Below are 25,274 nucleotides of genomic sequence, written 5' to 3' on the forward strand. Positions count from 1 at the left end.
GGTAGATGAATTCAAATATTTTTTTTCGCAGGCGACAACTATAGTTTTGTTAGTCGATCTATAATTAAAGAAAAATGAAAATGCACACGATGAAGAATTATGACTTAGATTTTATGAATTTTCTATTTGAAAAAGTTTATTATCCTCAGATAGTTCCAATATGAAGTAATCAGGATTATTAAGTTCTGCAGGTAATTTGTCTTTCAAAATTGAGGCTACAAATTGAATCCCTTTTTCGTTAACCAAATGGGCTATTTTTACTAACTGATTGTCGTGCATCAATTCCTTTTTGTCATTTAAAATAAAATCCATTGAGGGTATTTCTTCATTTCTAGCAAATAAGATATAGGCGATATCGAAACAAGAGATTTCCCCCTGCTTTTTACCTGAACTAAAATTTGTATTAAATGCACTGAACTTATAAAGACGTTGACCTTTTTTGTTTATGATTTTATCATATTTAAGAGCATACTTTTCATCATAAAGGTATTCAGAAACAGACGAAAAGTATTTATTAAATTTATTTAATTGGATTTTTATTTTGTCTTCAAAGTCATTTGAAAATAGTGCTTGATTAATTTTTGTTAATTCATCGTTATATGAAGTTAAATTATCCTCAACTTCTTGCAGTTGTTGAATTGTGTTTTCATATTCACCTTTTACTCGGTATTTTTCAGTTAACTCAGTAATTAAGGACTCCAACTCTTTAAAAGAATCACCTTTTGCGATAGTTTTAGACAATTTTGATTCACTAATTAAAAGTATTTCTAATTCTCTTCTTCTTTGTTGTAATTTTAATTCAAGATTTGGTAATTCATTAGTTATAAATTTAGTTTTTTCAGAAATCATTTGATTATGATATATTACCATGTTCTCAAACGTCTTTTGCAATTCTCCCAACATTTCAGTTGCCTGACTATAAATTTGCTCAAGTTGTGGCATATCTATATCGACGTTATTCGATTCTAATTCCTTTTTTGTTTCAAATATTATTTCTTTTCTTATACTTAATTTACTTATTTCTGAACTTAATTTATTAATATCATATTTAACTTCATTCAATGCATTCAAATCCCTTTCAAAATTTTCATTTAAATTTAATTTTGATTTTTTTAAATTCAGTTCCTCAATATCGTTTTCGATAAGTGCTAAAGTCGTTTCGTAGGCTGTTTTTGTTTGAAATTTCTCTAGTCGGTTTCTGAAAATGCTTTCTTGACGAATGCTTTGAAGAATTTCTTGTTTTTTGTTACCTTCATTAAATTCACATCCTAATAGATAAAGATATAATGTTTCATATTCAGCATCTGAAGTATAACTGTTCAACGTTTTCAACGTGTTATTAATACTAATATCTTTGTACCTAATATTGTGCGAAATAATTTGCCTAAAACTTGGCTTCTCTGCATCGAGATTAGGGAAGAAAAATTCTTTAAGCTCTGGTTCAAACTCTTCCTCTGTATATTGTTGACCATTTATACGACGAATAATTTTATTTTTTGAACTTAAGAAGTTTCTCTCTATTACAACATCACTTTCTTCATCTTTATCAAAAGAATTTCCCAGAGTTAGAACGATTAAAACTTCATTATTTATCAAGAAATCTTTCACTGCGGAGTAAACTTCTTTCGGATTTTCTGGATCTTGCCAAATATTATTTTTATCTCCTCCAAAACAAAAGTCAATTAACTTTAGAACTGTAGTTTTTCCAATATTATTTCCTGTTATTTGTTCTTTACTTTCATCAACAATTAAATTTATTCCATTTCGAAAATGGATTTCTCGAATAACTGAAGAATTTTTTGTGTTTACAATTAAAAGAGTTTTTATGTACATAATTTTACTTCACCTTTATTTAATTCTGCAATATTAATTATGTATAACCAGTCCAAGCATAAAATATATACAGGCAATGATATTTTTTTAGTTTTATTGACTATTAAATACAAATCTAATAGCTCTAGATTTCCATAATCCTGTAATGCTTTTAGGACAATTGATGCATTGTAATAAATGCTGTTTTTTGGATGAATATTATCCGGTAGTAACATATTTATATTCTTTAGGATTCTCAAAAATTTTACATCGAATAAATGCGTCTACAACTAAAATGTCTATGCAGAGTTCTATTTCATCAATTGGTATTGAGTTAAGATTACCACTTTTCAATACTTTGTTTTTGACATTTTCTATAACAGTAAAAAATATTTTGTCTTTATTTTCTTTATTTTTTATCGTTAAATATTCTTTTCTAATTGAGTTTAAAACTGAATTACTCTTATTTGCCCCCAGCAGATCAAACTCGGTATATTTTTCATCAATTTTTTTATAATATATACAAAACTCTTCAATTATATCTCTTGCATCATTTAGTTCATTAAATTGAATTTTTCTTTCAATTTCAAAACTGTTTAATTTATCATCTCCAATTGTATCATCCCATCTCTCGAGAGAGAGAACATTTATTATAGTCGCTAGATTACTATCTAACTTAACAATATCTATTTCTTCGCCCAGTTCTTCTTTAATGAATTCATAAAGTTTATTCTGAGTTTCTGCTTTTTTTGGCAAAATATCATTTAAAATGCTTTTTAAGTCATAAATATCATTCTTCGGATCAAAACTTATCGAATGTGGATTCGAAAATGTTTTATTTCTTAAATCTGTTGCATCAATTGAAATTGAAATAAACTTAAACCTATAATCCTTATATTTTTTAAAAATATCTTTGGATAACGTAGATTCAATTTTTTGTTTTGTACAAGTTGATGAAACTTGAAAAATCATTTTATTTTCATGATCTATTAAATCAATAGCTTCAACATTTTGATTACTACTGTTTAAATTACTTAACTTAAGACTGTATAGCAGATTAAAAAAATGAAGATAAAAATTCTCTGAATGCAGATGAAGATTGAGAATATTCAATTTGCCTTTAGTTTGAATCCGATGTGCTAGAATATGAAGTTTGGCTTCTATGTACTCAAAATATTTGCTTCTGTTCATTCTGATTCAGTAAAGATTATTTTCATAAAAGCTCGTCTTATATTTGAAGCCAAATTACTGAAAATTTTGTTCTAATATTCTCAAAAGGAATTTAAATAACTTATTTAGATAAAAAATCACGAAATAACCCCACTTCCCACCAACTCATCGTCCATATACCAGGCAGCAAACTGTCCTTCTGCAATCGCAGATTGTGGGTTTTCAAACTCGATATAGAAACCTTCTTCAAATTGGTAAAGCGTCGCTTCTTCCAAAGTTTGTCGGTACCGGATTCTGGCTTTTACTTTCATCGATTCGCCCTTTTGCAAACGCAGATCTTCACGAACCCAATGAACTTCTGAGTTTTCTATTTTTAAAGCGCTTCTGAAAAGTCCCGGGAAATTTCTCCCTTCCCCCACAAAAACGATATTATTTTCAATATCTCTGGAAATCAAAAAGCAGGATTCTTTATGTCCGCCAATTCCCAAACCTTTGCTTTGACCCACCGTAAAATAATGCGCACCCTGATGTTTGCCAATTACTTTTCCGTCCGATTTTTCGTATTTTATTTTCTGAGAAAGGAATTGCAATTCTTCCAATTTTGAAGAAAATTTAGGCGTTTCCTCATGAAAACCGGGGAAATCCTTAAAAATCTCTACAATTTCACCTTCTTTCGGTTCCAACTGTTGTTGCAGAAAAGTCGGTAAACTTACTTTACCGATAAAACATAAACCTTGTGAATCTTTTTTATCTGCCGTCACCAAACCCATTTCCCGGGCGATTTCCCGAACTTCAGGCTTTGTCAATGCTCCAATCGGAAACAACGATTTCGACAACTGGTCCTGATTCAACTGACACAGGAAATACGACTGATCTTTATTATTATCTGCTCCTGCCAAAAGGTGAAAAATTTCTTTTCCATTTTCATCAAAAGTAGAGTTCACCTGTGCATAATGTCCCGTTGCAACTTTCTCAGCACCAAGCGATAAGGCTGTTTTCATAAACACGTCAAACTTCACTTCGCGGTTACACAAAACATCAGGATTCGGCGTTCGGCCTTTTTTATATTCCTCGAACATATAATCCACGATCTTCTCCTTATACAGTTCACTCATATCGATCACCTGATAAGGGATTCCAAGTTTTTGCGCCACCATCAAAGCATCATTACTGTCCTCGATCCAGGGACATTCATCCTCCAAAGTTACGGATGCATCATTCCAGTTCCGCATAAAAAGCGCGACTACTTCATGACCTTGTTTTTGCAGCAAATACGCTGCAACACTGGAATCTACACCTCCAGAAAGTCCAACTACAATTTTCATATGTTCATTTTATAAAGCACTTCAAGGATGCTCTTTATTGAGGCTGCAAATTTACGACTTTAAATATGATTTGTAAGGAGCAAGCAGATTTTCGCTTTTTTCGAAAACTCCTCCCGCTTTCCGTTTCAATCTTTTATTTTTTATTCAAAAAACAAAAGGATTTCCACTGCAATCGGGGCTAGAATATCGATTTGTTTTTCTTCCCAAATTTTTACACCGCAGAAAAGCAATTTTTTTTAGAATTATAGAAATTTTCGATTTCAAAAAAAGAACTATTTTTGAAAGTACAATCAAGCACCCATGAAAAAAATTCTTTTACTTTCCCTTATAGGATTCGGACTGCAATTCAATGCACAGATCACAACTTCGACACCCCTTGGAAATACCGGATCAAAATGGACTTTCGGTGGTTCTGCCGGTTTAGGCGGATCGTTTGGAAGTGGCGGCGGCGGAACTTCCATTTATCTTTCTCCCAGAGTTGGCTATAAACTGACGGAAGATCTCGAAACCGGTTTAGCAGCAAATTTCACCTGGTCAAATTCTGATTATTATTCCGCAACCACGATTGGCGTTGGACCCTTCGTTAACTACTACATTTCCAGAAGTTTTTTTCTAAGCGGTATGTTTCAGGAATATTTCTTCAATCAGAAAAACAAGTATGATCATTCAAAATATTCCGGAAACGAATCCGCACTTTATTTAGGTGGTGGTTATATGCAGAGAATTGGCGAACGCGCTTACATGCAGATCGGCGGAATGTATAATGTGTTGTACAAAAAAGACCGGTCAGTTTTTGGCAGCGGATTTATTCCAAGTATTGGCGTTGTATTCGGACTGTAAACTTTGAAACATTTTCACGGATAATAATTTTTGAATCTTTCTCGCATGTATCAATTTCTCAAATTTCTCTTTGTCATTGTATTTTACGGTTTCATTTCCTGTAATGAGAAATCAACAGAGAAAGAAGTTGTGAAAAATTCTGCCAAATCAATTTTGAATTGTGATTTGCATGAAGCACAGAATGAAATTCTAAAACTTCCGGAGGTTATGAGCAAAAATAAAATGATCGATTCGCTTACCACCCATAAACAGGGAATTTCCCTTATGTCCGACAGTACGACCATCGACGGAACTGTATTTTATGAAATTAATGCAGGGTACAATTCAGACATTAGGTATGAAACTTATTATAATTTTTACGTAGAGAAAGGCAATTGTAGTAATATAAAAATAGCCGAACCGATTGAAGGTGATATCATTCCGATATCTGAATGGCGAATGAGAAATCGGGACAAAAATAAAAAGAAACAACCGGCAAATCTTGAAAATTTTCCCTACAGATCTTTTGTGATAAGTTGTGGGTCCGGTTGTGCGATGACGTATTCAGCGATCGACATCAAAAGAAATTCGGGAAATATTTCAGTGATCTTTTCTGTGGACAATTATATTGATGAGGTATTAACGGATACTTTTGAAGATGAATTTATATTCACGTACGATGATTCAAACAGTTTAAAAAAAATTACTCAAAAAGGAGATAAGGAGGATTTTTTAAAAACACAAAGCGCATCTTCTCAGAAAAGCTTCGAAAAATTCGCAACTGATTTGATCCAATTTATTGAAAATAAAACAATTGACACTAATGCTGTTGCTACTAGGAACAATCCCATTTTATTACCCTTAACCGGAAGTACTATTGAAATTTCAGATCATCCTATGACTGAAAAATTCGAGTTTATTAAAATTGAGGGAGATATTCCATCATCCGTTATAGAAATTAATAAAAATCTTTTACTGACCTGGTTTGACGGCGATACAGAAAGATGGTATTTAGTTACTATTGAAAATAAAAAAGTTATAGATCAATTACTTGTGGGAAAAAGCGAAACGGTTGAAACTGAAAAAGAAACATTTGATAATTATATAGAATTTACCATTGACAAAAACTTAATTGTCGAATTAAAATATAGTTATGGAAAAGGCTTCGATTCCAGAAAAATTCAAAAAACTGAAAAATATAAAATTAAATCGAATCATTTTGTCAGATTGTGAAAGAAATATTAATCGCTTAATGGTGAAAAAAAATAAAAACATACACAAAAGGTTTCAATAGGCTCAAATTTATAATTCTTAAAGTTCTTAACAAGAATAAACTTGTTTATTACTTAATTACTTCAATTCCTAATTTATTGTTAAATGATGGGTTTTTATATTATTAAGAGAAAGTAGGACAGATAAAATCTTAATTTCTTAATGGTAAAAAAAGCACAACAAAACCCACAAAAGGTTTCGACGTGCTCAACCTGACAATTCAAATAAAATTTATTTGGTACAGTGTTAGACTGAGCCTGTCGAAGCCTCTCCAATTCTCAATATATTTCCAACAAAAAAATCTCCCGAATATCAGGAGATTTTTTATGAATTGTTGAGGTTTCAATTACGGTTTGCTCGCTAAAAAATATTCAGCTTCTCCTTTTCCCCAATTCGGATCTAAAGCCGTTTTTGGTTTATAAACTTTGAACTGATCCAGCGATTTTTGAAATAATTCGAGTCCTTTTGTTTTGCTTCCACCAAACTGTTCCGGCGTAAAATAAGTGTCTTCAGCTTGCAATAAAGAAATCCGTGGATTTTCAGGGTCTAATTTCGCCGCTTTGGAGAGTGCGTCTGCCGCCAACATTCCTTCGCTCATAAATCTTGCCTGTGGATTGACCATCATTTTCATACTGTGGATCATTTTCTGCAAGATCATGTTCTCCGCGTTGTCTTTGCTTAATGCGGAAGCTTTGTCTAAATTAGTTTGTGCTTCTGCTGCGATGGCGTCTAACTCAGTAAGTTTGCCCGTTCTCATTAATTTTCTGCCTTTCTCGATGGAAGAATGTGCAGCGTAATAATAAGGAAGCCACTGTGTTTTTTCTTTGTCCCCAATTCTGGCGAAATCGTTGGAAAGTGCAGTTAATTCTTCCGGAGTTTGAGCTTGCTCCATTTTGGTGATTTTTTCAGTCATCACTTTATCAAAAGCTGTTTGAGCGAAAGTGCTTACTGAAATTGCGAGAAGCGTAGTTAAAAATAGTTTTTTCATTGTTTTAAATTTTTGAGTGTTTGTTCTGTTTTGATGAATCAAAGGTATTTTAAAAATTTCCCCGTTGAAATATTTTTTTTCTGAAAGGTTGATTTTGTTTTCTGACCCGTATTACAAATTATTATTGATGGCGTCTTCTGTTCTGTCAATACCGAAATTGATGAAGGCACCGATGAAAATAAAGGTATTGGTAGAAGGTAAAACAGGTCGGTTTCTTAATCCATCATTTGAAAATTGATAGCCGTAAATATTTTTTTGTCCCAGTACATTATTAATTCCCAATACAAGAACCGTAAATGCTTTTGCATCTTTTTTACCCAAGAACGGTAAGTAATTCAAACTGAAATTTAAAGCGTTGTAATCTTTTAATGTTCCGTAATTGTTGAGGTGGTAATCGCCGTTGCTGTCTGTTTGAAAATTGTAATAAGGTCTTCCGGAAGTGTAGGTATAAGAAACATTAAATCCGGTTTTCCAGGCGGTGACAAATTTTTTCGCTACGATCGAAAGCGTATGTTTTGCTGCAAAACTCGGAAACAAACTTTGATCATAATTCTCGAAATTTCTTTTGGAATCCAGGAAAGAGTAGGAAACCCAGTAGTCGATGTCTTTGATCGATTTTTTATCACGCCAGAAAACTTCGAGTCCTTTTGCATAGCCGTCGCCATTATTATTGATCGCAACCGGGCGGTAACCTAAAACTTTAGTTTTAATGAGATCATTGTAATTTTTATAGAACGCTTCTAAGCGAAAACTTCTTCCTTCCGAAGATTTTTGAAGTTGAAGAATATAATGTTCTGCTTTTTGGTAATTTAAAGAAGTAGCGCCAAAATATCTGTTTTCCGGGTTTTGATAAAAAATTCCATAGGCTAAAGAGCTTGTCCAGCCTTTTGCAATTCGGTAAGCCATTGCAAACCTTGGTGCGAGATTCCATTTTTCAATTGCAGAAGAATATTCGGATCGTAAACCGAGTTTCGCTGAGAAATTATTGCTGAATCCCAGATCTGTTTCTGCAAACACTGAAGTTATTCCATCATTAAACTGATAAGGATTTGGCGCAAGTGAAACGTCTGTTGTCTCGCGGGTCTGGTTAAATTCTATTCCGCCTCTTAAGGCAGAAATTTTATTGATCTTTCTTTCGAGCATTGCTTTCGCATTGAAGTAATTGCCTTTCACATCGATCTTGTTTGGATTGATCTCTACATTTTGGTAGGTGTTGCTTAAATCGATCAGGTTGGAATTATAGGTGTAAGATCCGCCTAAATTCAAAAGATATTCTCCAAACTTCTGTTTAAATGATAAGTTGTGAAAAGTATTTTGCCCCTTCAATCTGGTATTGTCAAAATCGATGTTGGGTTCTAAACTTTCTGCCTGTAATCCGATTTTATTCGTGTCGAAACTGCCGTAATATTTTAGAATTCCGCCCCCTTTATTTTTGATTCTGAAGTTAAAATTGGTGCCAAAACTCTCCGGTGCTTTGGTGAAATCATTATTAAATTTGATCAATTTCGTCATCAAAGCAATATTAGAATAACTCCCGGAAATCCCGAAAGATCGCGTTTTTTCTGAGTTTACATTTTGAAATCCGGCATTGACGAAAATAGGTGAAATTCCTAGATCTATAGAATTCCGCTCCGGAAAATCGATACTTTCCAGGGCTAAAACTGAAGATAAAGCTTGTCCGTAAACTGCAGAATAACCACCACTTGAAAAAACATTTCCTTTAAATAAAGAAGTATTTAAACGGTCCATGGATTTAATTCCCGGTACTGAATTTCCGAAAAAATTATTGACCAGATTTCCATCCATAAAAAATTTCGTTTCAGTGCCAGTTCCGCCACGGACAAATAATCCTTCTGTTTCTCCGATTTTCTGAACACCCGGAAGTGTTTCCAAGGCAGCCGTAACCTGTCCGTTGGCTCCTGCAGTAGTGTAAATATCAATTGGAGTTAAAAGCGCCGTTGCTCTTTTTCGATCACTTGCTTCAATAGAACCCGCCGTAATTACAACTGCATCAATTTCAGAGATCTGCTCTTTTAGGTCAGAATTCACAACGATGGATTCATTCGCAAGGATGACCGGTTTTTCAATTTCCACAAATTTTGTATTAGAAAAAACAAGGATGTGATTCCCTTTTTCTGAAGTTTGGAAAGAGTAATTTCCATTGGCATCGGTTGTAGAACCGTCATAGGTGTCTTTCAATGTCACAGAAATATCTTTGACTCCTTTGGTTTTATAATTTACTTTTCCGGAAATGGTAATTTGAGCGTTCAGAAAAAGGCCCATTAAGAAAGAAAAAAGAAGAAGTAGTTTAGAAATGATGAACGTTTGCATGGTTGTAATTTTTATACTGCAAATATATTACGGAATGGGATTCGATGAAATTAATTTCTACTGAATCGTCAGAAATTCCTGCTGAATTGTTTTTAATTCAAAAAGAACAGAATTGGCGTACCTTTATCAATTAGTAACATCAAAAAATTTATTATGAAAATTACAACTTTATCAATGCTTGTTTGCGGTGCCATTTTTACCGTTTCCTGCACCACTGCAAAAAATTATAAAATTAATTCCAAAAGTGGAACGAATACCCAAGGAACTGCTGATTTCGTACAGAAAGGCAAGAACGTGAAAATGGATCTTAATGTCTATAAATTAACTCCCGGAATTCACGCCGTACATATCCATGAAAAAGGAGATTGTTCTGCGACAGACGGAAGTTCTGCAGGTGGGCACTGGAATCCTTCAAAAAATGATCACGGGAAATGGGGTTCTGAACATTTTCACATGGGTGACATCGGAAATTTAGTTGCAGACAAAAACGGTACTGCAAGATTGATCTTCGATACTGATAAATGGTGCATCGGATGTAAAGATGAAAGCAAAAATATTATCGGAAAAACGATTATTATTCACGCAGGTCAAGATGACTTCCATACGCAGCCAACAGGAAACGCAGGTGGAAGAGTAGGTTGTGTAGAAATCAAATAATTCTGCTTAGATGTAATATTTTTCCAGAAAAAGGAAAAATTCCTGCATTCTGAAAATATTATTGAATGCTAAATAAAAGAGTAAAATTACTACTGTAGAAAATAGCAGAGAAAGTATTTTGGGATTATTTTTATAGGAATAGAAGAGCCAACCGATCATGAGCGGAAAGACGAAAACAAAGTGACCGCCGTAAATGTAGGAAGTGTGCAAACCAAATTTTAAAACGCAGTGAATGATGATATCTACGAAAATAGAGATCATCAGAACCTGCACCAATTTATTTTTAAAATTTCTAAAATAACTCCAGAATACGAGAAGAAGTAAAACACTCACAAAAACATAAGGAATCCAGGAATGGTACACTTCCATAAAAAGGGCTTTGTAAAAGAAGCCCTTTTTGTTGTGATAATCTCGTATTGCAAAGTCTGAAAACAAAACATTTCCACCAAAAAACCAGGAGGCGATCATGTCCCAAAGTGGCGTGATTTTCGGTTTTGAAAATTTATCGAATTGTTCCTCAGATTTATTCAGAAAATTCAAATATTTGAAATCTATTCGGTAAAGAAACAGCAATATAAAAGCTGCGACAGAAACGGAAACCCGAAAAACAGCATTCCCCAATTTCTTCCAGTTTCGAAAAATATTTTTTTCAAAAAGAAGTGGAATATATACTTTTACAATATTGGTCACGGTTAATCCACCGATCGAAATTCCGGCTAATGCGAGTGCGACAGCGGGAATTTTTTCTTCTTTCCGTAATTTTAGAGCTGCGTAATAATTGAAGAGGACGAGGAAAAACAAAGTGTAAGTATACGTTTCCGGTGTGAAAGACAATAAAATATTCGTCGTAAAAAAAGCAAAAAAGAGAAGAATTACCAACGAGATTTTCTTCGGTAAAGCAATGATGTTTTTTAAATATTTATAAATTTGAATTAAACTCAAACTCACGGCAAAGTTGCTGCACCACGCCAAAACGAGACGAAAAGTGTCATCTTTTTTTCCACCTGAAATTAAATAGGCAAACTCCCGGATCCACTTAAAAAAATAGTTGGAAAGCGGATGTCTTTCAAAACCGCCGCCAGTCATGACGATAGCGCGGTTATCAAAACTAAAATAAGCATCCCACGGAATTCTGTCATCAAAAATAATTCGGTAGTTGAGTGCGATCGTCGTTCCCAAAATACCGTAAGCGGTTAGAAAAATTGCAAAGAGCAAGAATTCGAATTTCGTGCAGGGAAAAACAGTTTTTAGAAAAACAGTGAATTTTTGTTTGAAAACCAAGGTAGAAAATTTCGACAAAATTAAGAAAATTTAGGAACTGCATGACAGCGTTGAGCAACCGGTTTGATCGTTATAAATTGGCGGTCTTTTTTTAGAAAATTCCGGATAAATTTCTTTGTAAGGATTTTCTAACGCGATGAGAATTTTATTGAAAAGATCTTTTTTGCCTTCATTTAATTCGTTGATGCATTCAAACAGAATATAATTCCGAAGAATAAATTTTGGATTATTTTTCTGCATTAAGGCTAAAGATTCTTCGCCAGAGATCATATTTTGTTCTAATCTTTCGCGATACGTTTTTATAAAATTTTCCAGGATTTTAAATTGGTCATCTGTGAGTCGATCATAAAAAACTGTTTCAAAATGTGCCTTTAAATCTGAATTTTCCGGCAAAGTTTCCAGTTGATTAAAGAAAAGCGTGTAATCTGCTTTTAAATCTTCCATGACTTTTTGAGCATCAGTAAAAAATGGACCGTCACTTTCTAAAACAGTGTCGAAACCAAATTTTTTCGCCATCATGACGTCATGTTTCGTCCAGAACATTTCGGTGAAATCATTTAGGATTTTTTCTAAGACTTTTTCGTCTTTAATTAAAGGAAATAAAGCATTTGCGAGTTGCCAAAGATTCCATTGCGCAATTTTTCCCTGATTTCCGAAAGCGTATCTCCGACCGGGTAAATCGGTTGTATTTGGTGTGAAATTTAAATCATATTCATCGAGGAAAGAAAATGGCCCGTAATCAATGGTTAAGCTTAAAATTGACATGTTATCGGTATTCATAACGCCATGAACGAAACCGACGCGATACCATTCCACCATTAAATCGTCAGTTCTTTCGGAAATGGTTTGAAATAAATCGGCGTATTTATTTTCACTTTGAGAATCAATTTCAGGGAAATAATTCTCGATGGTAAAGTCGGTGAGTTTTTGTAAAGTCTCAATTTCTTTTTGGGCTGAAATCAGTTCGAAGTGTCCGAAACGCAAAAAGCTTTCGGCTGTTCGAAGCATTACTGCGCCTTTTTCGTATTCCGGATTTCCATCATACATCATATCCCGCATCACATTTTCCCCCGTAAGTGAAAGAGAAAGTGCTCTGGTCGTGGGAATTCCTAAATGATGCATCGCTTCACTCATCAAATATTCACGAACGGAGGAACGCAAAACTGCTCTTCCATCTGCGTGTCGGGAATAAGGAGTTGCGCCGGCTCCTTTCCATTGAATTTCGGTTTTTTTGCCGTCTTTGTTCTGAATTTCTCCGGCGTAGATCGCTCTTCCATCGCCTAATTGTCCCGCCCAGTTTCCGAACTGATGTCCAGCATAAGCGGTAGCGTAAGTTTTTATATTTTCGGGAAGAGAAGCTGCATTAAGAAAGGCAAGATCTTTATCATTTTCTATTTTTCCCAAACCGATCTCTTCGGAAAGTTTTTCATTAAAGGCAATCAGTTCAGGCTTTTCAAAACCCATTATTTCGATCGTGGAAAATAATACTTTCGGAGTTTGTCGCTGTCTTGCATTTCCAGAGAAATCGCCGGGAAACTGTTCTAAAAAAGGCTGGGTAATTTGATCCAAATTCATGGGTCAAAGTTCGGCAAAAAAAACATCCTTCCAAGGGTTTGAAAGGATGTTTTCGATTAATATTGTATATCGGAGTTACTTGTTGAAATCGATATCGTCTCCGGTATTAAGGTTTTCGTTGACGTTTTCTTCTTTGGTCCCCGATGATTTTTTAGGACCCGATGGAGTTGGGGCTTTAGGGTTTTTCAGTTCGTCCAGGGTTTGTAAACCACCGTCATCACCATATCCTCCTAATCCCTGCAGGTCGGAACAACTTCCTGTCCAGTTGGATGGTTTTACAAATTTATCATCCGGCGAAATACCGAGTTCTTTATCTGCCCAGACTTTCTTCATGTAAATTGCCCAGATCGGGAGTGCCATTTTCGCACCCTGACCTTCACCCGTTCCAGCGAAATGCGTGGCTCTGTCTTCCCATCCGACCCAAACTCCGGTGGCGAGATTTGGCGTCATTCCCATAAACCAACCGTCGGAATTGTTTTGAGTAGTTCCTGTTTTGGCAGCAATTTCTGTTGTTTTCGGAACTCCTCTTCTGCTCAGTTCTCCGGAAGCTGTTCCGAACTGAGCAACGCCCTTCATCAAGTCGATCATGGTGTACGCATACAATTCGTTCATGACTTCTTTCATGACGGGTTTTACCTCTTTGATTACTCGTCCGTTGGCATCTTCAATACGCCAGATCATTTCCGGCTTGATATAATTTCCGTAGTTCGCAAAAGTACTGTAAGCTCCAAGCATTTCGAAGATGGTAATGTCAGAAGAACCAAGCGCAATCGCATAATCATTTGGCATTTCCTCAGTTACTCCGAGATCTCTCGCCGTCTGAATTACACTTTTTGGCGTTACCATTTCGATCAGACGAACAGCAACTGGGTTTTTTGACTGGGCAAGTGCGTCTCTTAAGGTTAACATTCCGCCCGAACCTTGTACAGACCAACCTCCTTTGGTATAAGTTGCATTTGAAACTGTTGAACAAGGCGTCATTCCTAATTTCATAATTGCAGTTGCGTAAACAAAAGGTTTAAAGGTAGATCCTACCTGTCTTTTCCCCTGTTTAATATGATCATACTGGAAATGTTGCCAGTTAATTCCGCCGACCCAGGCTTTTATTTCGCCAGTTCCGGGAACCATCGACATTAATCCAGCCTGTGCAATTTGCTTGTGATAACGGATAGAATCCCATGGCGACATCTCAACTTCTTCTTCGCCGCCCCACGTAAATCGGGAGGTTTTGATAGGAGTTTTAAAGTCAAGCATGATCGAATCTTCTGACACCCCGGCATTTTTCAGCTGTTTATATCTTCCGGTTCTTTTCACCGCACTCATCATTACGGATTTAATTTCCTTATCATTTAAAAAATAAAAAGGTCTTTGTTTTCTATTTCTCTGTTCACCATCAAATCTTTTTTGAAGATCTGTTAAATGCTCTCTCATGGCTTCTTCTGCATAACCCTGCATTTTTGAATCAAGGGTGACATAAATTTTAAGACCGTCTTTGAACAGGTTTAAAGTTTTACCGGTTTTCTTTTCGTAATCTTTTAAATAACTGTCAATTTCTTTTCTTAAATAAAATTTGTAGTACGCTGAATAACCATCATCGATGGATTTAATGGGATGATAATCTAAGTCAATAGGCGTTGCTACGGCTTTGTCATAATTTTGCTGATCCAAATAGCCTGTTTTCAGCATCTGCTCCAAAACGACATCTCGGCGTGTTTTCGCTCTCTGCTCGTTCCGCATCGGATTATTTTTCACCGGATTTTCGAGCATTGCGACAAACATTGCTGCTTCCGGAAGCGTTAACTGAGAAGTGCTTTTGTTGAAATAAACTCTGGAGGCCATTTCAATTCCGTTCGCATTATATAGGAAATCAAATTTGTTGAAGTAAAGGGTAATGATCTCTTCTTTGGTATATCTTTTTTCCAAACTTACGGCAACGACCCATTCCTTCAATTTTTGAAAAACGGCCGTTGCTTTATTCTGAGATCTTGATCCCGTAAATAATAATTTAGCAAGCTGTTGAGTAATGGTAGAACCACCACCACGTTTTCCACCAAAGGCTACAGCTCTTGCAACAGACTGCAGATCAATACCGGAGTGTTCTTTGAAACGCTCATCTTCTTTGGCCTGTAAAGCGTAGATTAAATAAGGTGGTAACTGCTTGTAAGTGACAGGTTGTGTTTTTTCTTTTTCAAATTTCCCCAGAAGTTTTCCATCGGAAGAATAAATTTCGGAGGCTACGTAAATATCAGGATTTTCAAGTTCCTTCACATCGGGCATGCTTCCGAAAAAACCTTGAGAGACACCGAAGAATATGGACGAAATTCCTAAGATCAAAATGATTAGACCGATCCAGACTAATCTGACCCACTTTTTCCAACCCGTGTTTTTTACTTTCTTGGGAGGAAGCGGAAACGTTTGCTTCGGTTTGCTTACCGGATTTTGTTTGTTTTCCATAAATGAAATTACGGTTTTGCCGTTTCTATTTTTAGACCAATATCTTCAATTCCCTTTAATTGATCGGCTCTCATCGCCTGAATAATTCCTATGGAATAATCACCATTTTGGGGGAATTTATAATTTAATTTATACTGAAACAATGTTTCTTTGGTATCGCCAAATCCCTTACCGATCCACTCGCCACTTGGTTTTGCTAAAACATAATTTAAAGTATCAATACTTTTCAACTTTGTCTTTGCATCGGAGAAGTTCACAATAAAACGGATGTTGCTGTACGGATAATCATTATTGTTTCTTACAACAAATATAATATTTTTTGGATTTTGGGCATCGTTTACTTTAAAGTCAAATTTTTGCTCTGCTTTTTTATCCCATTTTCCGTTGAGGTTCTTCATATCTACTTTTTCCGAGGAGTTTTTGCAACTCATGAGAAATAGCAAAACGAAAAATACACTCCATATCTTATGCATTGTCATCACGTTTTGGTGGAAACTTCTTTTTAAATTTTTTCGGCTGTTGAGTCTGAGGCTGGTCAGTTTGTGGTTTCTGATTCTGCACAGGTTTATTTTGATTCTGCTGATTCTGAGGCGGTTTATTCTGATTCTGTAGATTTCTCTCCGGATTATTTGGCTTTTTCTCAGGCTGATTCGCAGTCGCTTTATTGTCAGGATTTTGATTCGGTCGTTGACTATTATTATTATTCGGTTTTTTTCTGTTTGAATTTTTCCCCGAATTTTTGTTTTTTCTTTCGAAACGGTCAATCGTGTTTTCCTGAATTAAATCTACAGATCTTACCGGAATGTCATGAACCTTAATATCCTCTAATGGCGAGCTTTTCTCTCCATTTTTGTTTTGAGCGAGCATTTTTTTAACATCCACAACATCTAAATCGTACCATGCCATAGAACGTTCGACATAGGCAAACCACATTTTCTTTTTGAAAACGTCGATCTTAATACAGAACGCTTTACCATTTACGGTATCGATGGTTGAAGAAGAAGGTGGGAAATCACTCAGAGCATCCAGATAACTGTCGAGTTCATAATTCAAACAACATTTCAGCTTTCCACATTGTCCTGCTAATTTCTGAGGATTAATGCTTAATTGCTGATAACGGGCTGCATTCGTATTCACAGAACGGAAATCGGTTAACCAGGTTGAACAGCACAGTTCTCTTCCACAAGAACCAATTCCGCCAACTTTTGCAGCTTCCTGTCGGAAACCGATCTGTTTCATATCGATCTTTGTTCGGAAAGTTCCGGCGAATTCCTTAATTAACTGTCTGAAATCCACTCGGGTATCAGAAGTATAGTAGAAGGTTACTTTTCCGCCATCACCTTGATATTCAACATCGGTAATTTTCATATCGATGTTTAAACCGTACGCAATTTTACGGGCCTGAATTTTCACAGGCTCTTCTTTTGCGCGGGATTCCTGCCAAACCTCAATGTCTTTTTGGTTTGCTAACCGGTAAATTTTCAGAGGATTATCTTCAGTGACGAATTTTTTCTTCATCTGAATTTTAACTAATTCTCCTGTAAGGCTTACTACACCTATATCGTGACCCGGACTTGATTCTACTGTGATGACGCTCCCCATGTGGAGCGGTAAATTGTTTACGTTCTTATAAAAAAATTTACGATCGTTCTTGAATCTTACTTCTACAAAATCCGTTTGAGACGTTGCAGGATTATTGATATTGGAGAGCCAATCGAAAACGCTTAATTTATAGCTATTCCCGCAGGTATTTACACTTTCACATCCACTCCCCGATTTTGTTCCGCAGGAATGGCCAGAATCGCCGGATGTTTTGCATCCACAACTCATATTTTTATATATCTAATTGTTGCAAATTTAGTATAAATTTATTTTGTTTAATTCAATGTAGAAATATTTTAAGCAATAGTTTTTCAAATTTCAATAAATAATATGTTTTCTTACGAAATTATTAAACAATTCGATATTATTATGCAAATCATACAATTTAAAATTGCTTAATTTCTTTGTTTTTACTGAGATTATTTAAATTAAACTAAAACTTTTTACATAATCATCGAATATTAAAAACGACCATAAATACTAATGAAACCGATGGTTTTCGGTTTGATAAATATTAAACAGAGTAAGCAAAATGAAATTTGTTTAAAAAGAATTATGATTTGTTAACAGTTGTTGAAAAAATAATTTTATATTTGGCACATTAATAATGATTATATGAAAAAAATTGTTGTAACAACAGCACTATTGGCAGGGGTTTTATCTTACGCAGGTGGCTTTCGGGTTTCTTTGCAGGGAGTAAAACAATTGGCAATGGCTCACACGAGCGCACATGCAGAAGACGCAAGTGTTACTTTCTTCAATCCGGCAGGTATGTCTTTCATCCCCGCTAAGTTAAGTGTAGCAGCCGGTGGTTTTGGCGCAAAATCGATCGTCACTTATCAGAATTTATCAACACTGCAATCTTACGAAACTAATAATCCAATCGGAACTCCGGTTTATGCTGCTGTAGCATATAAAATTATGGATAATATTTCTGTAGGTTTTAATTTCTCAACTCCCTTTGGAAGTACTATTGAATGGCCAAATGACTGGGCTGGAAGAGAAATCGTACAAAGACTTGAGCTGAAAGCTTATTATTTCCAACCGATGGTTTCCTTCAAACTGGCGCCGTGGGTATCTCTTGGAGGTAGTTACATCTATGCTAGAGGAAGTGTAAACTGGGACAAAGCAGCTACTCAATTAGGTGGAACGCTTAATCTAAAAGATGATAAAGCATCTGGAAGCGGTTTCGGATTAGGATTTTATTTCCGACCAAGTGAAAAACTGGACGTAAGTATCGCATACCGTTCTCCAATTGATATGGAAGCAAAAAATGGAGTAGTAAGTTTTAATATTTCTCCTGCATTATATCCTGCTTTAGGTCTGGATGCTGCCGGTAAAGATTCTTTCAAAGCAACATTGCCTTTGGTAGATGAATATACAATTGGGGTAACTTATAAAGTAACTCCGAAATGGTTAGTTTCCGGAGATTTCAACTACAGTGGATGGGATCGTTATAATAGTCTAACTTTAGATTTTGCTAACGCACCAATTGGTAATCAGCCCACTGATCCAACAGTTTTGGTAAGTCCAAAGAATTTCCAGAGTACACAGACATGGAGATTTGGAACTCAATATCAGGTGAGCGAAATGATTGCTGCCCGTGCAGGATATTATTACGATGAATCGCCTTATACGGACGAAAACTTCCAGGCTGAAACACCATCTTTTGACTCCAACGTTATTACTGCAGGTTTAGGATTTAAATTTGCTAAAGGATTCGGAGTAGATGTTGCAGGTGCACTTGCGCTTCCAAAAAGCAGAGACGTGAAAAACGCTTATAACAACTTCTATGGCCAGGCGAAAGCGAAAGCATATTACTTTGGTTTAGGATTATCTTACAACGCATTTTAAGATTTAAATTTAATTATGAAAAAAATATTAATATCAACAATAGCTGTTTCAGCCTTATTATTTACAGTAGGTTGTAAAACAGACTTTGATACCGATGTAAGTAGCATCGTAGTTACAAAGGGAGATGCCGATTTTACAAAATTTGTATCTGTAGGTAACTCATTAACATCTGGTTATAGAGATGGAGCTTTATATATTGACGGGCAAAATGAATCTTTCCCATCGATGATGGCTAAACAAATGGCATTAGCTGGTGGAGGAGCTTTCAAACAACCTTTAATGGGTGACAATTTAGGCGGAATAAAAGCCGTAGGATTTTTGGACAAACTTGAACTAAAAGTTGTTAATGGAGCTTTAGGTCCAGTTAGAAACGAGGATCCGGCAAAAATAATGGGAACTACAACACTGGCAAATATCTTTAGCGCAGGTCCTTACCAAAACATGGGTGTTCCGGGTGCGAAATCTTTCCATTTGGGTGCAGCAGGTTATGGTAATCCGGCAGGTTTATCTTTAGGACTTGCTAATCCCTATTTTGTGAGATTTGCTTCCAGTGCAACAGCTTCTGTAATCGGTGATGCTGTAGCTCAGGCGCCGACATTTTTCTCTCTTTGGATCGGAAATAACGATGTTCTTTCTTATGCAACAAGTGGTGGAGCGGGTGTTGACCGAACAGGAAACACAAATCCAGCAACTTATGGTGGAAATGATATTACAGATCCAGGTGTAGTAGCATCAGTAATTAGTGGTTACGTAAATGCGTTAACTGCAGGTGGTGCAAAAGGAGTTATTGCAAATATTCCTAACGTAACTTCCATTCCTTATTTTACCAGAGTTCCTGCACTGCCAATTCCAGGTGCTCCAGCAACGGTTGCTGCTCTAAATGCAGGTTACGCACAATATAACGGCGGTTTAGGTCAGGCAAAAGCGGCATCTTTAATTACACAGGCCGAGTACGATCAAAGATTTATCAAATTTACATTAGGCGTTGCGAACGGTGCTGTGATCGTAGATAAAGATCTTACAAACTTATCAGCATTGGGTCTTCCATCTTACAGACAGACTACTGCGAGAGATTATATTTTATTACCAGCTTCAAGCGTGTTAAACCCAACAGCAGGTGGTGGAACTTCCGTTCCGTTAGCTGATGGATATGTACTGACAGAAAAAGAAACTGCGAAAGTTATAACAGCAACTGCAGCATATAATGTAGCCATCAAAGCGATCGCTGATGCAAAAGGTTTAGCGTTTGTTGATGCAAATGCTAAAATGGTACAACTTTCTTCAATGTCAGGAATACAGTATGACGGTGTAAAGTATACTGCTACATTTGTAACAGGAGGAACTTTCTCTCTTGATGGAGTTCACCTTACAGGAAGAGGTTACGCTTTAATAGCGAACGAATTTCTAAGAGTAATTAACCAAAAGTATAAATCAACATTACCAATGGTAGATATCAATTCTTATAGTGGAGTTAAGTTTCCATAATTAAGTTTGAAAATATTCATACATAAAACCACTTGAGATTCCTCGGGTGGTTTTATTTTTTTAAATTTGTGCATCTAAAAAAGTAAAAATGGCTGACCAAGCAAGTTATTTGTTTTCCACGAGGACCAGTAAAGTCTTAGCGGAAAAAATCGCCCACTTCTATGGGCAGGAATTAGGAAAGATTAAAGTACAGGAATTTAGCGACGGCGAGTTTGAGCCCGTTCTCGATGAATCTGTACGCGGCGGAAGAGTTTTTCTCATCGCCTCTACTTTTCCACCAGCAGACAATCTTCTGGAGTTATTACTGATGATTGATGCCGCAAAGCGTGCCTCAGCAAAAAGTATTACAGTCGTTCTTCCTTATTACGGTTTGGCAAGACAGGACCGAAAAGATCAGCCAAGAGCACCGATCGGAGCTAAATTAGTCGCTAATCTGTTAACTGCAGCCGGAGCAACCAGAGTCATGACGATGGATCTTCATGCGGATCAGATTCAGGGATTTTTCGAAATTCCAGTGGATCATCTTTATGCTTCTACTTTATTTATCGACCACATTTTATCATTAAACCTTCCAAATTTAACCATCGCTTCTCCGGATATGGGTGGTGCAAAAAGGGCAAAAAATTACGCCGGTCATCTGGGAGCAGAAGTTGTAATTTGCTATAAAGAAAGAAAAAAAGCCAATGTAGTTGACGAAATGTTCCTTATTGGAGATGTAAAAGACCGAAATGTAATTCTCATCGATGACATGATCGATACCGCCGGAACTTTGTGCAAAGCAGCAGATATTTTAATGGCAAATGGAGCCAAGAGTGTACGAGCAATGGCATCTCACGGAGTTCTTTCTGGGAAAGCCTACGAAAATATCGAGAAATCTGCTCTTTCCGAAGTAATTGTAACCGACAGCATTCCCATTAAAACCGAACTTTCTTCCAAAATAAAAGTACTTTCCTGTGCGGAACTTTTCGCCGATGTGATGCGAATGGTTCACGAACACAAATCAATCAGTGAGAAATTCATTATTTAAAAAAAAATTGGTACATTTGCACCCTTAAAATTTTTATAATACATTATGAAATCTATCACAATTCAAGGTACAAAAAGAGAAAGCGTAGGTAAGAAATCTACAAAAGCTTTGCGCGATGCTGAATTAGTTCCTTGTGTTGTTTACGGAGGTGCCGAAACCCTAAATTTTTCTGCTGAAGAAAGATCTTTCAAAGGTTTGGTTTATACTCCCGAAGCACACACGGTATCAATTGAGGTTGACGGAAAAACAATTCCAGCAATCCTTCAAGACATCCAGTTTCACCCATTAACAGACAAAATCTTACACGCTGATTTCTATCAGATGTCAGATGACAAACCTGTCGTTATGGAAGTTCCTGTAGCACTTACAGGTCGTTCAAAAGGTGTTGTTGCAGGGGGATCTCTAAGACAGTCTTTCAGAAAATTGAAAGTAAAAGCACTTCCTGGTAACTTACCGGATGAAATCGTTGTTGACGTTACTTCTTTGAAAATCGGAGGTAAACTTTACGTAGGCGACATCAAAACCAATAATTTCAGTTTCATGCATCCAGACAACGCCGTAGTTGTTGCTGTTAAGATGTCTAGAACTGCTCTTAAAGGTGGTGCTGCTGGAGACGATGAAGAAGATGAGGCAGAAGCTGCAGAAGTTAAGGATCAATCTCCAGATGTTCCGACTACTGAAGAGAAATCTACTGAAGCATAAAATTTTCTCAGAATTTACAAATTCCCGCTCATTCATTTGAACGGGAATTTTTTATTTCAGGAGCAACCAAAATTTCTCTATTTCCCACAGGTGTTCCTACTTTCACTACTCGCTTCCCGCTCAAATGCAGCGGGAGAGCTCAAACAGACCGTTCAATCAGGGCTAAAATAAAGATTTATTTCTTTTCCGAAAGAATTCAATTGGATTCATCAATTTAAAACACATTCATATATTTTCCTTATTTTTACCAGACCCGAAAACCAGATCGTGTCTAAAAAATTATTATATATCATCCTTTTTTGCACCAGTTACTTTCTGCATGCACAGCAAAACGACGAATTTGTCTCCGCAAAGAAATTCTTTGACTATCAGCGGTTTATGCTCAACAATGAATTCAAAAAGAAATTTGATCTGGAAAAGGAAGTTCCAAAAAAATTGGGCATTAAAAAAGATTTTTCAGAATTCATGATGAAACTCGACAGCATACAAAATACTGCGTTCATCGGAACCCTGATCAAAGTGAAAAACCGCGAAGACTTAGCAAGTCGAACCCATAAAAGTCCATCACCAGTTTCCGCCGAAAATCCTGAAAAAGCCTTCCTGGAAGATCATGCACAATATCCGGGCGGATTTAATACGCTGAGAAAGCAAGTTGCCGATCTGTTTTATACAGAAGCTATTTTGCCCGATCAGAAAGTCATCAAAACCAATGTCGTATTCGTAGTCGAAAAAGATGGAACAATCAGTTCTGTACACGCAGAAGGAGATCATTTCGCCTTCAACCGACAAGCAGAAATTGCCATGTATCTTTTACCGGAGAAATTTTCTCCCGCAATAATCAACGGAACTGCAGTTCGCTACAGATTCCGACTTCCTTTAGCAATGAATTTTGAATAATGATTAGTAAAATAATAGCAGTTGTTTTTTGTGCAACAACAAGTTTCGTCTTCAGTCAGCAAACGAAACAGTTGAAGATCATAAAGCAGAAGTACGATATAGAGGTCGAAAAATACAGTAAGATCTGTGAGGCCGATCTAAAGAAGACCAACTTGTCAGAGGAAAAAAGAAATATTTCTGATCGATGCAGAAATGCGATTTCCCTCATCAATTCTAAAAGAAACCGGGAAAACCTGCAGGAATTAGCACGTATAAAAGCTGAAGGTACGGGAAATAATATCGCTGGTTCTACCGAAGATTTAGAATTTAGTAAACAATCAGAAGAAATTCCTGAATATCCGGGCGGATTTAATCAGTTCAGAAGTGAAGTCGGTAATAATTTTGATACGGAGGCAATCGCAGGCGATGGAGTATTCAGATGTGAGATCACATTTGTCATCGAACGTGACGGATCTATAACAGAAGTTAAAGCTGGCGGAAACAACAGCGATTTCAATACCCAAGCTGAGCTTGCAGTATATTTAGTTGAAAATAAATTTTCAGTAGCAAAATTAAATGGAATTCCTGTGAGATATAGAATGAGACTTCCCTTAAGTTTATCTTTTGAGTAAATACTGATTTCAAAACTTCCATCATCCATCATCCAACACCCAACACCCAACACCCAACATCCAACATTGACGCTATGTTTACCGACGAATATTTCATGAAAATGGCTTTACAGGAAGCTCAAATTGCTTTGGAGAAAGATGAGGTTCCCATCGGTTGCATCATCGTCTCCAACAACAGAATTTTAGCCAAAGCGCATAATCTTACCGAAACATTAAATGACGTTACAGCCCATGCAGAAATGCAGGCGATCACGTCAGCTGCGAATTTTCTGGGTGGGAAATATTTGCAGAATTGTACGCTTTATGTTACTCTCGAACCGTGTGTAATGTGTTGCGGAGCTTTGAACTGGTCTCAGATTTCAAAAGTTGTGATCGGCGCAAGAGATGAGCAAAAAGGTTTTATCAATAAAAATTTACAGCTTCATCCTAAAACCGAAATTGTTTTAGGAGTTATGGAACACGAATGTTCGGTGATCGTAAAAGAATTTTTTAAAAGTAAAAGATAAGTTTTTGGGTCAATTCCTGCGGGTGAATTCTTTCAGGTCAATTTTCTATGAGTGAATTCTTTTGGTATTGGAAAAAATGATTTCACCATTCACCAAATTCACAGCAAAGTAATTCACCATTCACTCAACCATCCCATTTTCTTTACAGATCTTTCCCCAAATAATACAAGCCTTTCAGGGTATGCAATCGATCTGCAATGTGAATTTTCTGTGTTAGTGGCTTATAAACATGGGAAACTCCACCAGTTGCGATGACGAAACAGTCCGCGTTAACTTCTTCATTAATTCGGTCTACGAAACCTTCAACCATTCCCAAATAGCCATAAACCATTCCGCTCTGCATGCAGGAAACCGTGTCTAAACCGAGAACCGATTTGGGTTTTATCAATTCAATTTCCGGGAGCTGCGCCGTGTCGTGAATTAGAGAATTGAGCGCCGTAATTATTCCCGGAGCGATGATCACACCCAGAGTTTCTCCCTTTTCATCAATGCAACTTGCGGTCAAGGCGGTACCGAAATCGAAAATAATTTTCTTTTTATCGGCCGGATAGAGATGATGTGCTGCCACTAAATTTGCGTAAATATCGGTTCCCATCTGTTTCGATTTCGGCTCTACATCAGAAGTGGTATTTCGATCAACAACAATGGGGTTTTTACCATGAATTTTTTTCAAAGCTCGCGTAATGTCATAAGTGAGTTGTGGAACAACGGAGCCAACAATTACTTTGTCAATGTTCAAGGCTTCAATTTTATGATTTTGATACATCATCATAAATTGAGCCTGCATTTCATCACTTGTTCGGTAGGGTTTGGTATTAATGATCCAGGAAATATCGCAGTTATCATTATCGAACAGGCCGAATCTGATATTGGTATTTCCGATGTTGATGACGATAGAATTCATTG

At 36.3% G+C, this 25,274-nt stretch carries 22 protein-coding genes; 10 read left to right on the forward strand and 12 right to left on the reverse strand.

The window, feature by feature from the left end:
- Positions 1-111: 111 nt before the first annotated feature.
- The 4 genes from IV494_RS12410 to mnmA form a co-directional block, all read right to left on the reverse strand.
- A complete protein-coding gene (locus tag IV494_RS12410) occupies positions 112-1,833 on the reverse strand; it encodes a DUF2326 domain-containing protein (RefSeq protein ID WP_196080452.1) in 1,722 nt (573 codons plus the stop codon).
- A complete protein-coding gene (locus IV494_RS14910) occupies positions 1,824-2,048 on the reverse strand; it encodes an ABC-three component system middle component 6 (protein ID WP_317193008.1) in 225 nt (74 codons plus the stop codon). Before IV494_RS14910 ends, IV494_RS12410 begins: the two co-directional genes overlap by 10 nt.
- Positions 2,032-3,003, reverse strand: a complete 972-nt coding sequence (locus IV494_RS12415; protein ID WP_196080453.1) for an ABC-three component system protein — start codon at positions 3,001-3,003, stop codon at positions 2,032-2,034. The genes IV494_RS14910 and IV494_RS12415 overlap by 17 nt, the downstream gene beginning before the upstream one ends.
- 116 nt (positions 3,004-3,119) lie before the next feature.
- On the reverse strand, positions 3,120-4,307 hold the full coding sequence (gene mnmA / locus IV494_RS12420) for a tRNA 2-thiouridine(34) synthase MnmA (RefSeq protein WP_196080454.1): 1,188 nt from the start codon (positions 4,305-4,307) through the stop codon (positions 3,120-3,122).
- 300 nt (positions 4,308-4,607) lie between these two features.
- On the opposite strand from mnmA, the gene IV494_RS12425 reads away from it, so the two are divergent.
- Together IV494_RS12425 and IV494_RS12430 are read left to right on the forward strand one after the other, a co-directional pair.
- Positions 4,608-5,147, forward strand: a complete 540-nt coding sequence (locus tag IV494_RS12425; RefSeq protein WP_196080455.1) for a hypothetical protein — start codon at positions 4,608-4,610, stop codon at positions 5,145-5,147.
- A 45-nt stretch (positions 5,148-5,192) separates the two neighbouring features.
- Complete coding sequence (locus IV494_RS12430; RefSeq protein ID WP_196080456.1) at positions 5,193-6,359, forward strand: hypothetical protein; 1,167 nt, start codon at positions 5,193-5,195, stop codon at positions 6,357-6,359.
- A 385-nt stretch (positions 6,360-6,744) separates the two neighbouring features.
- Here IV494_RS12430 and IV494_RS12435 read toward each other — a convergent pair whose 3' ends face one another.
- Both IV494_RS12435 and IV494_RS12440 read right to left on the reverse strand, forming a co-directional pair.
- Positions 6,745-7,386, reverse strand: coding sequence for a hypothetical protein (locus IV494_RS12435; RefSeq protein ID WP_196080457.1), 642 nt, complete (start codon positions 7,384-7,386; stop codon positions 6,745-6,747).
- Positions 7,387-7,497: 111 nt separating this feature from the next.
- Positions 7,498-9,717, reverse strand: a complete 2,220-nt coding sequence (locus IV494_RS12440) for a TonB-dependent receptor (RefSeq protein WP_196080458.1) — start codon at positions 9,715-9,717, stop codon at positions 7,498-7,500.
- Between the two features lie 153 nt (positions 9,718-9,870).
- Between IV494_RS12440 and IV494_RS12445 the strand changes: the two genes are divergently transcribed.
- Positions 9,871-10,374: a superoxide dismutase family protein gene (locus IV494_RS12445; RefSeq protein ID WP_196080459.1), complete on the forward strand. Its 504-nt coding sequence runs from the start codon at positions 9,871-9,873 to the stop codon at positions 10,372-10,374.
- Between the two features lie 6 nt (positions 10,375-10,380).
- Here the strand turns inward: IV494_RS12445 and IV494_RS12450 are convergent, their stop codons facing one another.
- The 5 genes from IV494_RS12450 to IV494_RS12470 all read right to left on the reverse strand — a co-directional run bounded on the left by IV494_RS12450 (position 10,381) and on the right by IV494_RS12470 (position 17,514).
- Positions 10,381-11,673 (reverse strand): DUF6080 domain-containing protein, encoded by a 1,293-nt coding sequence (locus tag IV494_RS12450; RefSeq protein WP_317193009.1) that lies wholly within the window; start codon positions 11,671-11,673, stop codon positions 10,381-10,383.
- Between the two features lie 12 nt (positions 11,674-11,685).
- The gene (locus IV494_RS12455; protein WP_196080460.1) at positions 11,686-13,230 is read right to left on the reverse strand and encodes a protein adenylyltransferase SelO; all 1,545 of its coding nucleotides are present in this window, start codon (positions 13,228-13,230) and stop codon (positions 11,686-11,688) included.
- Between the two features lie 75 nt (positions 13,231-13,305).
- On the reverse strand, positions 13,306-15,684 hold the full coding sequence (locus IV494_RS12460; RefSeq protein ID WP_196080461.1) for a penicillin-binding protein 1A: 2,379 nt from the start codon (positions 15,682-15,684) through the stop codon (positions 13,306-13,308).
- Positions 15,685-15,692: 8 nt separating this feature from the next.
- A complete protein-coding gene (locus IV494_RS12465; RefSeq protein ID WP_394368408.1) occupies positions 15,693-16,163 on the reverse strand; it encodes a gliding motility lipoprotein GldH in 471 nt (156 codons plus the stop codon).
- Positions 16,150-17,514, reverse strand: coding sequence for a PSP1 domain-containing protein (locus tag IV494_RS12470; RefSeq protein ID WP_196080463.1), 1,365 nt, complete (start codon positions 17,512-17,514; stop codon positions 16,150-16,152). Before IV494_RS12470 ends, IV494_RS12465 begins: the two co-directional genes overlap by 14 nt.
- A 387-nt stretch (positions 17,515-17,901) precedes the next feature.
- Between IV494_RS12470 and IV494_RS12475 the strand changes: the two genes are divergently transcribed.
- From IV494_RS12475 to IV494_RS12505, 7 genes are all read left to right on the forward strand, one after another.
- Positions 17,902-19,140: an OmpP1/FadL family transporter gene (locus IV494_RS12475; RefSeq protein ID WP_196080464.1), complete on the forward strand. Its 1,239-nt coding sequence runs from the start codon at positions 17,902-17,904 to the stop codon at positions 19,138-19,140.
- 15 nt (positions 19,141-19,155) lie between these two features.
- A complete protein-coding gene (locus tag IV494_RS12480; RefSeq protein WP_196080465.1) occupies positions 19,156-20,625 on the forward strand; it encodes an SGNH/GDSL hydrolase family protein in 1,470 nt (489 codons plus the stop codon).
- Between the two features lie 88 nt (positions 20,626-20,713).
- Positions 20,714-21,652 (forward strand): ribose-phosphate pyrophosphokinase, encoded by a 939-nt coding sequence (locus IV494_RS12485; RefSeq protein WP_196080466.1) that lies wholly within the window; start codon positions 20,714-20,716, stop codon positions 21,650-21,652.
- A gap of 45 nt (positions 21,653-21,697) precedes the next feature.
- Positions 21,698-22,354: a 50S ribosomal protein L25/general stress protein Ctc gene (locus IV494_RS12490; protein WP_196080467.1), complete on the forward strand. Its 657-nt coding sequence runs from the start codon at positions 21,698-21,700 to the stop codon at positions 22,352-22,354.
- A 267-nt stretch (positions 22,355-22,621) separates the two neighbouring features.
- Positions 22,622-23,251, forward strand: a complete 630-nt coding sequence (locus IV494_RS12495; protein WP_317193010.1) for an energy transducer TonB — start codon at positions 22,622-22,624, stop codon at positions 23,249-23,251.
- Positions 23,251-23,862, forward strand: coding sequence for a hypothetical protein (locus tag IV494_RS12500; protein ID WP_196080468.1), 612 nt, complete (start codon positions 23,251-23,253; stop codon positions 23,860-23,862). The genes IV494_RS12495 and IV494_RS12500 overlap by 1 nt, the downstream gene beginning before the upstream one ends.
- A gap of 74 nt (positions 23,863-23,936) precedes the next feature.
- Complete coding sequence (locus IV494_RS12505; RefSeq protein WP_196080469.1) at positions 23,937-24,368, forward strand: nucleoside deaminase; 432 nt, start codon at positions 23,937-23,939, stop codon at positions 24,366-24,368.
- A 142-nt stretch (positions 24,369-24,510) separates the two neighbouring features.
- Here IV494_RS12505 and IV494_RS12510 read toward each other — a convergent pair whose 3' ends face one another.
- On the reverse strand, positions 24,511-25,272 hold the full coding sequence (locus tag IV494_RS12510) for a type III pantothenate kinase (RefSeq protein WP_196080470.1): 762 nt from the start codon (positions 25,270-25,272) through the stop codon (positions 24,511-24,513).
- Between the last annotated feature and the right edge of the window lie 2 nt (positions 25,273-25,274).

It is taken from the genome of Kaistella gelatinilytica (genome assembly GCF_015679325.1).
Taxonomy (GTDB): Bacteria; Bacteroidota; Bacteroidia; order Flavobacteriales; family Weeksellaceae; genus Kaistella; species Kaistella gelatinilytica.